We start from the raw sequence: 12,487 nt of genomic DNA on the forward strand, positions 1-12,487 counted from the left end.
ACAAATCATGTTCTCATAATTGAAGTAGTAGTAGTAGTATTTCCATTGTTATATGTAATCCGTTGTTTTGCTTTTATGATCTAAATCGTCTTGTAAAGATAGCATCAAGAAACTATCTATATTTTAGCATTCTAAATGATAGAATGATTACTACAAATATTACCGCAGCGGAAATGATGAAGGTAGTTGTGCCAATCAAGTTGTATAGTAAACCTCAACCCAATGATGCTTGCGAGACTTCCCATACTACTTACTACTCCTTGTATAACGCCTTGATACACATTGCCTCCTTGTTTTGTAAGTAATGACATAAAAGATGGCCACATTAAACCATTGCCAAACGCAAACAAGATGATCGCTACATAAGCTACTAAAGTACTATTGAAAACGAATAGGACAAAATTTGTTCCCAAAATTAGACTTCCAATAATTACTAACTTTTTCTCAGAACATTTCTTTAATACTTCTCTCAATATGGGACCTTCTACCAAAACCATTAAACCGCTTAATACCGAATAAAATACTCCCATTTCCAACATAGACCATTTTAAGCCTGAAACTGCATGAATGGGAAAGGATGTATAATAAATATTGAATCCAAGAAATATTAAGAAATACAAAATAGGCATATATGATATGTTTCTGAGTTTAAAAACATGTTGAATTCTTAAATTTTTGGGATTCGGAATTTCGAAACAATCTTTGCATTCGACTGAAAAAACTTTCCGAATTTCAGGTTCATCTGGAATGGCCTTCACTATAGATGATGCTTCTATAGTTCTTGATTCTTGTAACTTGAAGATTATTACTATTACTGTTATTAAAGAAACTATTACTGCTGCCATCACGGGCAAAATCTCCTTATAAATAGTTGCACCCAGAATGCCTGCTAATACGGGTCCAATTATGAAACCAAGATTAGAAGATATTGCCATTTTCCCAAAATTTTTACTTCTGTCCTTGTCTGTTGCTACATACGCCAAGTATGCGTTTGCAACTGATATGTTTCCTCCTGTAATTCCGTCTATCCCTCTTGCTAAAAACAGGATAATCAACGGAAGGGTTATGACAAAAGAGCCTGCTACTTGGGAATCAATATTATGTATAGACCAAACAGGTACAAGCAAAGCAACTAAAAAAATAATCCATCCAATGAATGTTCCAATATTACTCACCAATAGTACCTTTTTCTTTCCTATCCTGTCGGACCATTTTCCCAAAAGTGGATCTCCAATAAGTTGAAAAGCTGGATATATAGCAGCAAGTATTCCATAAATAATGGAATTTCCTCCGAAATCAATCACCAAAAAAACCAAGAATGGTAAACTATACTAAAATCCAAAGTTCCGATAAAGTTTGAAAATAATAATGGGAAAATAGATATCTGTCTATCTTGTGCAGACATTTTTAAATAGAACACATATGTGATGTATAAAAGATTGTTTGATTCTCTTTGGATTTTTATATTTTAAGTATCTTTTGGTTGACAAAATTTTGTGTTTTGCATGCTTACTCCTGCCATTTTACTTCATAAATAGAAATTTCTTGTTTTCAATATTACTTATGGTTTTGGGAGATCAAGAATTGTTATTTAAGGTCTAATTTTGAGACTAGTACAAATTGTATATATATTCGATAATTCATGTGTTCGTACATCTATACATACATTCCTAACCTTATGTTCCAACTTATCAGTTTCATTACGAATTCTTACAACATGTGTTCCTATTCCTATTGTTAGGATAACAAATCTAAATACTCTCCTCTTGGATTTGGGAAGAATGAAGAAGATGATGAAAAAATACACCAGCATCCTCAATCTCTATGATGGCCAAAATTCACCGCATGGGATGTCTTATTATTCTTTATAGTTTCAGCATCTTAAAGTATAGTATATTTGACTTTATCTGGCATTTCGATGAAATTGTTGGTAGATGTTTTAAATCTTCGTCTTCACTTGTGTCCATGACGCCACCAGCACTATAACTAGAATCGTTTCCTTGTTTGTAAATTATCTCAATGGAATTATGTAGGTGAAAGGGTAATTTCACCAATTGGATGTAAACATTTTATATAAAGTGACAAATCAATATCACCCAGTAGTAGAGACAATGACAGTCGATATCATCCAATCTCTGATTTTAGGAATAGTACAAGGCATAACTGAGTGGTTGCCTATCTCAAGCTCGGGTCACTTGGCTTTGACCCAATTAATATTTAATATACGTGTTCCGGTCTTTTTTGATTTAATTCTTCACATTGGAACACTAGCTGGACTGGTGGGATTTTATAGGACTGATCTTTCAAAGATTTTTAGATCGATTATATTTCCTCGATCAATGGAGATTGGAGAACTAAAGGAATATCGCAATCTGCTGATGCTCATCATAATTGGCACTATTCCCACTGCAATTATCGCCTTCGCGCTAAAATCATTGTTTGAGTTTTCATTCTATGATATATTTTTACTGTCAATAGGATTTTTCATCAGTGGAGTTTTCATTTTCATAACAAATTTTTTTAAAAAAGGTTCGAGAAGTATCAATAAGTTCGATGCGGTTCTCATTGGGATTGCCCAAGGATTCTCTGTTTTCTCAAGCATTTCTAGAAGCGGTATCACCATATCATTAGGAATGATTCGACAAATAGATCATATTCAATTAGTCAGGTTTTCATTTTTATTGTCCATTCCTTCAATCATTGGGGGCTCTGTATTTGACTTTTTATTAATGGATGATGCCCAGGTCTCTACAATAGGTAATATTCCCATTGCTTCGTATATCATGGGATTTTTGTCTTCAGCCATAGTTGGATATATAACGATAAAATTATTAATAGATATTGTTAATAAAGGCAAACTACATTACTTTGCGTATTATTGTCTGGCTTTAGCTCTGATCCTGTTAATCTATTCATTCTTGTAAATTTGATTCAAGGAATCGACGTATTGCAGTAATAGTGCCACTAAAATAATACGTCTTTAATCATTCACATAACAATCAATAACGAGATTTACGATCTCATTAGGATTTATTATCTATTTTCACAAACATATAGCTTGAAGGATGCTAAAACTGTACAAATTTTTGATAATAATACAATATTGCTTCTGTATTCCTTTATAATCTTGATACCCAAAATATTTCTAATATTATTACAGATCGGAATGACCTAGAATGCCTGAATAAATAGAGATGGAATAGTCTTCCCATCATTACCAACTATTCCATCTCTATTTTTAATATGTTAAAGTCAATCATCAAAGGAATATTATCATCAACAGGTAAGATCTATACACTATAGTGAATATTTAGATAAATAATTAATACATTTGGATATTAGAACCATCATGGAAGAAAGGCAATTTCTCCATAAACTGTGCATTAATGCACTACAAGTTGATGATTCTATTGAATTTGCTGGTGTAGTAGATTCACATGGTAAGCTTTTAGTGGGTAAATCGAGAGATATTTTTCGTTATAACGATTATTACAAGAAAAGAAAAAATAACTCTTGTTCGAGATATTCAAACTCTTATGGTAAAGCGGTTTTCAAAGATAAGACTGTCTCAGTCAATAATATAAAAAATATCGTCTCTCTTCAATCCAATTTGTTTGAAGATCAAACATTATTTAAGCTTATTAATCTTAATAATGATGTGTTTCTTGCATATATACCCATAAATGAATTAAACGACAAATTTTTGTATATCTATTTTAGTACCGGTGATTATTTGGAGGACGTTTTGATACGATTAGATTCTACTTTCTCTTGATGAAAATATTATCTTTTTTTGGAATAAAATTTTGCGTTCCTATAAAAGGGAGGAAGCACAAACATTCCCATACAGAATAGAAATAAAAAAATTTAGATTTGATAATCTACTCAACAACAATACCAGTCAATTTCTTTTTGGTAGATACATTGTAGTATTTGGTTTCTTTTCTAAGAAGTTCCAAAATTTTTCCTGCTCTGTTACTAGTTCTTCTTAAATAGTCAAACACCAAGGTACAGGATATTTTTCCTACTATTTTGATTATTGAATTATAGATCCTCTTTATAATGTCGTCTTTTACCTTTGATCTCCTGTTTAATTGCTCTATAGTGGATTTAGAATCACTCCTGATTACTATAATTTTTTTCTTATCCTTTCTCTTTAGTTTTTTTTTGAATGCTTTGAGATTGTCTGATATTGCAAAGTATACAGCCAACATCTCCATCCGTTGTACCCCAAATCTTTCGTTTCTCTTGTATGGTTTTAACGCCTTATCTTACTTTTGTTTTGAAAATGGTTATGCCAAGAAATATATCCAGAAGGTGAGCCGTCTACATCAATTGCGATAAGTATGTTGCGCAATCTGATCTGCTATTTAGTTGGTATGAATATAATCATTATCCATATAGTTATCATAGAATGTATACTCTGTAACGATTGCCATGCCATTAGAGAGTGTAGTGATTGATAATAAACCAAGAATGTCTGCATTTTAGAGTGGATATGAGTTTTTCGACATGTTTCTAACAGGTGGTATTTAATTTCCGCTTTATTCATCCAGCGACCATTCAATTATTACTTTTGAATGGTCACTGTGCAACTCAGATGGAAAAGAGTAAATCTCACAAGCCAATATTTGACTTAACATTTATCCTGATATTCTATATAGATATGTGCATTTGTTCGACTAATTTACATTTAAACTCTAGTTAGTTTAACCATTCCGTTTCAAAAATCTTTAGCCATTTTAAGAATGCGGAAAAAATTGAATTATTTAGCAAATTTAAAATCTTAAATAACTTTTTTAACATATTTAATTATAATACATTAATATATTCTATATAGAGTATTAATAATATATAGATAATTGATTAATAATCATATAGATATAACCATTTTGATGGTTAATTTAAGAAACTATAGGATACTAGGTGTATCGCTTTTAGCCTTATCGCTATTAGTTCCAGTATATGTAAATTCCGTAAATGCACAACAAGTAACTATTAATGGAGCAGGGGCCACATTTCCCTTTCCCTTGATAGATACTTGGAGAGTAGAATATCAAAAAGTCAATCCTGATGTGAGTCTTAATTACGCTTCCATTGGTAGCGGTGGTGGTATTAAACAGTTTACAGAAAAAACTGTTGATTTTGGTGCCACAGATGCTCCATTGTCTTCAACTGAATTTCAAAAAGCAGGAAATGCCGTTCACATTCCAGAAACCATAGGTTCAGTTGTAATATCTTATAACCTTCCTGAAGTAACTACTCCCCTTAAACTGACAGGTCCAGTGATAGCTGATATCTTTTTAGGAAAAATAACAAAGTGGGATGATCCTAAGATAAAAGAACTTAATCCTGATGTGACTTTGCCAGCTGAAGATATAATTTCGGCTCACCGTTCTGATGGTTCGGGTACTACATTCGTCTTTACAGACTATTTATCTAAAGTTAGTCCAGAATGGAATTCCACAATTGGAGTTGGAAAGTCAGTTCAATGGCCATCAGGTTTAGGTGCACCAGGAAATGAAGGTGTAGCAGCATCAATTCAAGGTTCACCCTACTCCATAGGCTATGTTGAATTAGCTTACGCTTTAACCACAGGCATGAAGTTTGCATCAATTCAAAACCAGGAAGGAAACTTTATTGCACCATCAATTAATTCAACAATGGCAGCAGTAAACGCAGCAGCACCAACATTACCTGAAGGTTCACAGCCATGGAATACTGTATCTATAACAAATGCACCAGGTGCAGACTCTTATCCACTTTCTAGTTTCAGCTACCTATTGCTCTACAAGGAATTGAGCACCAACCCAAGCATAAATGAGCAAAAGGCAAATGCATTGGTAGAGTTTGTTGAATGGGCCATAACTGATGGACAACAATTTGCCGAACCACTGGGATATGTTCCATTACCTCAATCGGTTATAGATATCAATGAACAAACACTGAAATCTTTAACCTTTAATGGAAACCCCGTTCTCACCAACTAATTTTATTATTTTTTTCTATATAGTTTATGTGTTCTATATTAATTATATATGTAAAATATATTATCAAATTGTTTTAATTTATTGATATACTTTGTCCCTAAAAGACTCTAAAGATGCACATGCCGAGCTTGTAAAAAAACTTGATTTACGAAATAAAAAATCGATCTTGGGGGACAAGTTTTTTAAAGGTCTGGTTATCGGCGCTTCTCTTTATACTTTATTGATGGTTGCACTTGTATTATTCTCCTTATCTGAAGGTTCGATACCTATTTTCGTAAAGGAAGGGTTTAATTTTGTAATTGGGACAGATTGGAATGCAGTTGAGGGAAGAGAATCCTTTGGTGCACTGCCTTACATTATAGGGACGCTTGTAAGTTCTGCTATTGCCATGGCCATAGCTGTTCCGATTAGTGTAGGAATAGCGATATTCATTACAGAGATGATCCCAAAAAAACTAGGGACTATTCTATCCTTTGTTGTTGAATTGTTAGCAGCCGTTCCCAGTATTGTTTACGGTCTGTGGGCGTTATTTGTCTTTAGATTCTGGATAAGGGATTTTGTGGAAGAACCCCTCCATAATTCATTTGGCGATTATATATCTATATTTGCAAAGGCCCCATTTGGCCTGGATGTGTTTACTGCTGGAATTGTACTTGCTATCATGATTATACCTATTATTACTGCTGTTTCAAGGGAGGTCATGAAAGCTATCCCTCATTCGCAGAAAGAAGCAGCGTATGCTTTGGGTGCAACGAGATGGGAGATGGTGAAAACTGCAATTTTGCCCTCATCAAAAACAGGTTTGATGGGAGCCTCATTTTTAGGATTGGGGAGAGCCATTGGAGAGACAATGTTGGTCACATTAATAATAGGAAACGCAATCGGTTTGGCCGCTATCCCTACATCATTGTTTTCCCAAAGCCAAACCTTGTCCAGTATTATTGCAAATGAATTTAATGAGGCTGCGAATGATCTTCATCTGTCGGCACTGATTGGGCTAGGTTTAGTTCTTTTCATAATTACAATTTTTATAAACATCGCCGCTATTTTCATCATATCGCGAGTTTCAAAATCTTATTCAAATGTGAGGGAATAATATGAGCAATATTAGTAACAACGATAACAATAAAGAAAAAAGCTACAAGTCAATAATTCGAGAAACTACTGCAAAAAATGCATCAAAAAGAAAAATGAAAAACAATTTGATCACCGTTTTGTTAGCTTGTTTTGTAATAATAGCAGTTATTCCACTGAGCTCAATTTTGATAGAGGTGTTTAAGAATGGTATAGGTGCATTTAGTTTCGACTTTTTGTTTCTCCCACCAGGATCAATAGGCTCCGGAGGTGGAGGTATAGGGCCAGCTATTCAAGGGACCTTAATGGTTGTAGGATTTGCCACTTTAATAGGCGCACCTGTTGGCGTTTTGGCCGGAGTATTTCTATCAGAGTATTCCAGCTCAAGCAGAGTGTTTGCCTACATTTTGAGACTTTTTAACGATGTATTAACCGGGATCCCTTCTATCGTCATAGGAATTGCGGGATACATTACTATAGTGCTGACCATGGGCTCCTTTTCCATATTGGCAGGTGCATTTGTTTTGTCTATAATAATGATCCCTATTATTGCAAGAGTTTCCGAAGAAACTCTTAAACTCGTACCAAATACACTAAGAGAGGCTGCATATGGTTTGGGTCTTCCAAAGTGGAAGGTAGTGTGGCATATTGTCATAAAGGGCTCCAAAAGTGGTATTTTAACTAGTATTGTACTTGCCATATCAAGGATTGCTGGTGAAACAGCACCATTAATAATGACCATATTGGGGACAAGTTTATTCTTTAGCGGCTTTAATTCTCCAGTCGATGCCTTGCCTTTGAGAATTTGGAGACTTGCTTCTCAGCCATACCCTTCTGCTCATGAACAAGGATGGGGTGCTGCATTACTATTGATATTACTTGTATTATCGCTGAGTATTGCTTTGAGAATGTTTGCTCAAAAGAGGAGCCTTACTTTTAAATCGACTATTTGATCTATTTTTTCTATATAATACTATATACTTCCTATAGACAAATATTATTATGAAATTGCGCATTTAGAGAATTGTCTAGTGGACAATTTGAACAACTCATTGAACCCTACTGTAAATGAAGAAATTAATCATTTATCTTCTATCGATTCTAATCCTAAACACGAATCTACTAGCCCTTTTACTGAGCCCGAATTCCAAGAAAAATCAGATTCAAGATTCAAAATCGAGAATCCAAAGCTATCTATACAATCACTAAAAGCTTGGTTTAGCGGCAAACTGGCTTTAAAAGATATCAATCTTGAGGTGAAAGAAAAACAAATCACAGCATTAATTGGTCCATCGGGATGTGGCAAAACAACTCTATTAAGATGCATTAACAGGATGCATGATTTGACTCCAAATGCCACTGCTGATGGAAGGGTTATTTTGGATGATCTTAATATTTATGATAAACAATCAGATCCTGTTCTCATAAGAAGACGAATGGGAATGGTATTCCAAAAACCAAATCCATTTCCGACTATGAGCATATTTGATAATGTAGCAGCTGGCTTGAAGCTGAATGGTGTTAAAGATAAGAAATTGATTAAAGAAATTGTTTATGATAGCTTACAGGGCGCTGCTTTATGGAATGAGGTTAAAAATGATTTAGACAAGCCCGGAATAAGCTTGTCAGGTGGTCAACAGCAAAGGTTATGCATAGCAAGGGCACTGGCAATGCAACCCGAAATATTATTAATGGATGAACCTACTTCTGCATTGGATCCAATTGCGTCTTCAAAAATTGAAGAATTAATGACTGAATTAAAGAAACACTTGACCGTAATAATTGTAACTCATAATATGCAACAAGCAGCCAGAGTTTCTGATTATACCGCATTTATGTATCTGGGCGAATTAATTGAATTTGGACCTACAGATCAAATATTTAAGAATCCAAAAAAAGAGCTAACTGAAAGATACATTTCCGGAAAGTTCGGCTAGACTTGTTTATTTAGTTTCTTGATTCATTTTAATTAAAGTGGCGCGATTACTTGACATGGGGCTAACTAAGGTTAGCAGCATTGTTCTTGATATGGCTATTTTAGCTGAAAGTACTGTTACTAAAGCTGTTACATCCTACAATGACGATGATAATTCAGCAAAAAAGCAGATATTTGAATCATCTGCAAAACTTCGATTTCTCCAAGATGAAGTATCTGAGTTGACGATCGAACTTATCGCTCGGTTTCAACCTGTGGCAACGGATTTAAGATTTATTAAATCTTGCATGGAGCTTGCGTATGGTTTTTCAAGGTTTGGAAGGTATGCGTATGATATTATAATGGTGCTTGAAATCCTTGGGCCATTGGAACATTGCGATAAATTGCCAGTAATGCGAATGTCAAAACTCGTTATGGAGATGATGGCGCTAGGGGTAGCGGCGTTACGAACAAGAGATAACTCTAACTTAGGTAGAATATATGAAATGGAAGAAATGGTCGATGTTTTGTTCCGAAAAAATCTACGGGAATCGTCTCAACTTATACGATCAAATAATTACTCTGATAACAGATGTAATATTTCCACTGCTTTGATACTGAAATATTTGGAACGGATATCTGATCATGCTTGCTACATTGCAGATTCAGTTAAATATATTGAAACTGGAATGGCAAGCCCTAGAAGATAATAAAATTTAACTATATATGAAGCGAATCATCTAGAGTAGAAGTTTGTATGAATAACGCTGATGCAACTAAGAAATGCATAATATGTGGATGCACAGGACATGCTTTGTTTGGATGTTTTGCACACTGGACAGGTCATAAGAAAACCAAGGGTAAGTGCATAAAGGAGTAGTACTTATGGGTGGCGCGGTGCTGTTAACTTAAGCGTTGTTCACCTCCTTGTTATGATAGTCTGAAAACATATTCAACCAGTTACTTACGTGCTTCAACCTGCAATTCTTTATTCTACAGGGAAAATAATCATCGAAACTTTCAGTTCTATCCTTTAGGTATTGCATAGTTCTCTCGATAAGGCTTTTCTCCAATGAGGAATGGATATGATGTTTTAGTTTCAGGAATCGACATGCTTGAGGATACCACGTACCACCATCAGTAGATACACCGTGTTTTCCGTGAATCTTAATCAAGCCATCAGGGAATCTTTCGGCTACAAACATGTTTCTTTCCTTGGAGATGGATAGTGCGAGAATATCCATGTTTTCGGATTCAATTGTAACCCATAACCAAATATACTCGGGTCCAACTTTAATCAATGTCTCATCTATGATAAATTCTGAGATCCTTTTCTTTTTGATTGACATCTTCTGAGGTGTATACTTTTGAATCCATTTCCTGATTGCAACATGACTTCTCTTTACTTTGTTTAGATGAAATATTGCTTTGGAAACACTTCTGGTTGATAAACCAAGAAAGTACAAATACAAAGCATGGTCAATATCTAACGAAGATGTTCTGTTTCTTTTGATGATCATAACTGAAATAGAGCATCTTCAAGCTATATCATTTTCTTAAGTTAACAGAGCCGGTGGCGCTGTTGTTCTACTTATTATTTTAATTCATAAAGCGCAATAACTAGCTTTAGCAAAATTTTCTCATTAGTAGTTTCTGCCAATGGTATAAAGTATTTCTGAGTTTCCTCTTTCATTCTGGTTATCTTATCTCTTCTTCTGGAATTTTTTAAAGATCTGAGTTCATCTAAGCGTTCTGCCAAAAGGATGTTCTTTATCAAAGTATCTGATTGTTTTACTCTGCTGAATTGCCTTTCAATTTTTTGTTCCTCATTCTTGTTACTTTGTTCTTGATTAGAATATTTATTAAAGAAAGATATTACATCAAGTGTCTTTTCACTAAGTTCATTTTTTATGTATTCCTTTGTCTCTTTGGAAATTTCTTGTTTGATAGAAATGTCGTGAAGTAATGCCGAACAAACAAGATCAGAGTCATCAACACTCATTTCTTCATTGACGATTAAGGCTACTCTCAAAGAATGATTTATTTGAGGTTCAATCTTGTCATATTGGTATTTTCTTGTCATATTATTATGAATTCTTAAAGCCAAACCAAAAGCTTTAGAAATCTTTTCTACTTCATTCATAGATTTCTCAAAAGGTTTCAACAGCTTTGGAAACCCTGTTTTAATAAAATTATTCCTATTATCGCTATCCTTGTACATTCCTAGTGATTTAACCTATGATTTTTTGGCTATTCATCCTATAATTTACTTTTCATCTATTATGATATGCTATTCCTATTAATGAAATTTCTAAAGTATAGATATACATTCATAAGTTTATAATATTTTATCACTTTACTGATTATATTTATATGATTTCCAATGATACAAACAAAATTGACGATGTAAGCGTCTCTATTCAATTAAATGATATTAAAGTGCAATTTAGTGGAGGACCTGAAAATGTTTTGTTGTCGACTATCAATTTTCTAACGAAACATATTCCAGAACTACGTTTGGCTCAGAAAATCTCGTTAAATTATTCTGTATCTGAACTGATTGATATGTATTCCTCTATAATAAAAATTACCCCTGAGGGACCAAAAATTTTACCTAATCTGGGAGAAATTCACAATAAGAAATTCTCTGATAAAGAAATAGTTATGCTGTTTCTACTAGGCTCTAAGATTGCATATGAGCTAGGCAAAATTCCTGAAAAATCATCCCCTATTTCAGATATTCAAACAACAACAAATCTAAATCCAAAGTCTATCAGCTCCAGATTATCTGAATTGGTTAAGGTTGGATATGTAACAAAAAGCGTAAATAAAGAAACCCAAACAGAATCGGTAGTCTACGGAATAACTACCATAGGAATAAAGTGGCTAAATGATGTTATGAACAAAAAATTTGCTGTAAGGCAGTAGTCATTTTTCAAATAACGGTTTCTTTTGGATGTATCTATAATTTCTTAAAGTTCCTACTCTAGTTAGTATTCCCTCTCTGACCATATCACTTAAGGAGTGTGATACTGCAGTTTTATCATAATTATATCCCATTCTTGCCAATTCTTGATGGACTTCGATAAGTAATCTCTCATTTTCAAAAAATTTTTCATAAAAAATTTTTTCCATCAAACTTCTACAGGTATTACCATTTTTTGCAAGTTCCTTTAACGATACCGTATTTTTTTTCTGATTACTAATTTGAAGTGTGCTGTTTGTATCTATTCTCGACTTTATGTTGTCGATTTCAGCTTTAAGTTTTTCAATTTCATTATTTGCATTTGTACCTGACAATGAAGCAATATCTATACCGGTAAGTACGTTTTCTACTACGTTTTTTACTTTATCTTCTACACAAGTAATTTCAACTTCCCATTCTTTATACTTCAGCTTAATCTTTGCTTCTAAAGACAATTTTGACACAGCTTCACTCATGTTTATATTATATTAGCCTCACTAATTGATAAACGTGTTGTTGCACAACATGAACAACATGAACAAC

At 33.8% G+C, this 12,487-nt stretch carries 14 protein-coding genes; 9 read left to right on the top strand and 5 right to left on the bottom strand.

The window, feature by feature from the left end; all coding sequences use genetic code 11:
- Positions 1–131: 131 nt before the first annotated feature.
- Positions 132–1,304, bottom strand: a complete 1,173-nt coding sequence (locus tag ACMT7R_RS08450) for an MFS transporter (RefSeq protein ID WP_415311668.1) — start codon at positions 1,302–1,304, stop codon at positions 132–134.
- 807 nt (positions 1,305–2,111) lie between these two features.
- On the opposite strand from ACMT7R_RS08450, the gene ACMT7R_RS08455 reads away from it, so the two are divergent.
- A complete protein-coding gene (locus ACMT7R_RS08455; RefSeq protein ID WP_415311187.1) occupies positions 2,112–2,924 on the top strand; it encodes an undecaprenyl-diphosphate phosphatase in 813 nt (270 codons plus the stop codon).
- A 425-nt stretch (positions 2,925–3,349) separates the two neighbouring features.
- Positions 3,350–3,775, top strand: a complete 426-nt coding sequence (locus tag ACMT7R_RS08460; protein ID WP_415311189.1) for a hypothetical protein — start codon at positions 3,350–3,352, stop codon at positions 3,773–3,775.
- Between the two features lie 106 nt (positions 3,776–3,881).
- Here ACMT7R_RS08460 and ACMT7R_RS08465 read toward each other — a convergent pair whose 3' ends face one another.
- A complete protein-coding gene (locus tag ACMT7R_RS08465; RefSeq protein ID WP_415311191.1) occupies positions 3,882–4,220 on the bottom strand; it encodes a hypothetical protein in 339 nt (112 codons plus the stop codon).
- A 675-nt stretch (positions 4,221–4,895) separates the two neighbouring features.
- Between ACMT7R_RS08465 and pstS the strand changes: the two genes are divergently transcribed.
- From pstS to ACMT7R_RS08495, 6 genes are all read left to right on the top strand, one after another.
- Positions 4,896–5,990, top strand: coding sequence for a phosphate ABC transporter substrate-binding protein PstS (gene pstS / locus ACMT7R_RS08470; RefSeq protein WP_415311192.1), 1,095 nt, complete (start codon positions 4,896–4,898; stop codon positions 5,988–5,990).
- A gap of 91 nt (positions 5,991–6,081) precedes the next feature.
- Positions 6,082–7,086: a phosphate ABC transporter permease subunit PstC gene (gene pstC / locus ACMT7R_RS08475; protein WP_415311194.1), complete on the top strand. Its 1,005-nt coding sequence runs from the start codon at positions 6,082–6,084 to the stop codon at positions 7,084–7,086.
- A gap of 1 nt (position 7,087) precedes the next feature.
- A complete protein-coding gene (gene pstA, locus ACMT7R_RS08480; RefSeq protein WP_415311196.1) occupies positions 7,088–8,017 on the top strand; it encodes a phosphate ABC transporter permease PstA in 930 nt (309 codons plus the stop codon).
- Between the two features lie 222 nt (positions 8,018–8,239).
- Complete coding sequence (pstB, locus tag ACMT7R_RS08485) at positions 8,240–9,001, top strand: phosphate ABC transporter ATP-binding protein PstB (RefSeq protein WP_415311669.1); 762 nt, start codon at positions 8,240–8,242, stop codon at positions 8,999–9,001.
- A 55-nt stretch (positions 9,002–9,056) separates the two neighbouring features.
- Positions 9,057–9,689: a phosphate signaling complex PhoU family protein gene (locus ACMT7R_RS08490; protein ID WP_415311198.1), complete on the top strand. Its 633-nt coding sequence runs from the start codon at positions 9,057–9,059 to the stop codon at positions 9,687–9,689.
- Between the two features lie 47 nt (positions 9,690–9,736).
- On the top strand, positions 9,737–9,859 hold the full coding sequence (locus tag ACMT7R_RS08495) for a hypothetical protein (protein WP_415311199.1): 123 nt from the start codon (positions 9,737–9,739) through the stop codon (positions 9,857–9,859).
- 28 nt (positions 9,860–9,887) lie between these two features.
- Here ACMT7R_RS08495 and ACMT7R_RS08500 read toward each other — a convergent pair whose 3' ends face one another.
- Together ACMT7R_RS08500 and ACMT7R_RS08505 are read right to left on the bottom strand one after the other, a co-directional pair.
- Positions 9,888–10,499 (bottom strand): DDE-type integrase/transposase/recombinase, encoded by a 612-nt coding sequence (locus ACMT7R_RS08500; protein ID WP_415311200.1) that lies wholly within the window; start codon positions 10,497–10,499, stop codon positions 9,888–9,890.
- A gap of 74 nt (positions 10,500–10,573) precedes the next feature.
- Positions 10,574–11,200, bottom strand: a complete 627-nt coding sequence (locus ACMT7R_RS08505; RefSeq protein ID WP_415311202.1) for an HD domain-containing protein — start codon at positions 11,198–11,200, stop codon at positions 10,574–10,576.
- Between the two features lie 152 nt (positions 11,201–11,352).
- Here ACMT7R_RS08505 and ACMT7R_RS08510 point away from each other — a divergent pair, with 152 nt between their 5' ends.
- Positions 11,353–11,907 (top strand): hypothetical protein, encoded by a 555-nt coding sequence (locus ACMT7R_RS08510; RefSeq protein WP_415311203.1) that lies wholly within the window; start codon positions 11,353–11,355, stop codon positions 11,905–11,907.
- On the opposite strand, the gene ACMT7R_RS08515 is transcribed toward ACMT7R_RS08510, so the two are convergent.
- Positions 11,908–12,408, bottom strand: a complete 501-nt coding sequence (locus ACMT7R_RS08515; RefSeq protein ID WP_415311204.1) for a hypothetical protein — start codon at positions 12,406–12,408, stop codon at positions 11,908–11,910.
- Positions 12,409–12,487: the final 79 nt, after the last annotated feature.

Origin of the sequence: Candidatus Nitrosocosmicus sp. FF01 (assembly GCF_047711275.1) — an archaeon.
In the GTDB taxonomy this organism is placed as follows: domain Archaea; phylum Thermoproteota; class Nitrososphaeria; order Nitrososphaerales; family Nitrososphaeraceae; genus Nitrosocosmicus.

Coding starts and splice junctions, on each gene's coding strand:
- ACMT7R_RS08510 (WP_415311203.1), top strand. CDS start 11,353: ATGATTTCCAATGATACAAACAAAATTGACGATGTAAGCGTCTCTATT.
- ACMT7R_RS08490 (WP_415311198.1), top strand. CDS start 9,057: ATGGGGCTAACTAAGGTTAGCAGCATTGTTCTTGATATGGCTATTTTA.
- pstA (WP_415311196.1), top strand. CDS start 7,088: ATGAGCAATATTAGTAACAACGATAACAATAAAGAAAAAAGCTACAAG.
- ACMT7R_RS08455 (WP_415311187.1), top strand. CDS start 2,112: ATGACAGTCGATATCATCCAATCTCTGATTTTAGGAATAGTACAAGGC.
- ACMT7R_RS08460 (WP_415311189.1), top strand. CDS start 3,350: ATGGAAGAAAGGCAATTTCTCCATAAACTGTGCATTAATGCACTACAA.
- pstS (WP_415311192.1), top strand. CDS start 4,896: ATGGTTAATTTAAGAAACTATAGGATACTAGGTGTATCGCTTTTAGCC.
- ACMT7R_RS08505 (WP_415311202.1), bottom strand. CDS start 11,200: ATGTACAAGGATAGCGATAATAGGAATAATTTTATTAAAACAGGGTTT.
- ACMT7R_RS08465 (WP_415311191.1), bottom strand. CDS start 4,220: ATGGAGATGTTGGCTGTATACTTTGCAATATCAGACAATCTCAAAGCA.
- ACMT7R_RS08495 (WP_415311199.1), top strand. CDS start 9,737: ATGAATAACGCTGATGCAACTAAGAAATGCATAATATGTGGATGCACA.
- ACMT7R_RS08500 (WP_415311200.1), bottom strand. CDS start 10,499: ATGATCATCAAAAGAAACAGAACATCTTCGTTAGATATTGACCATGCT.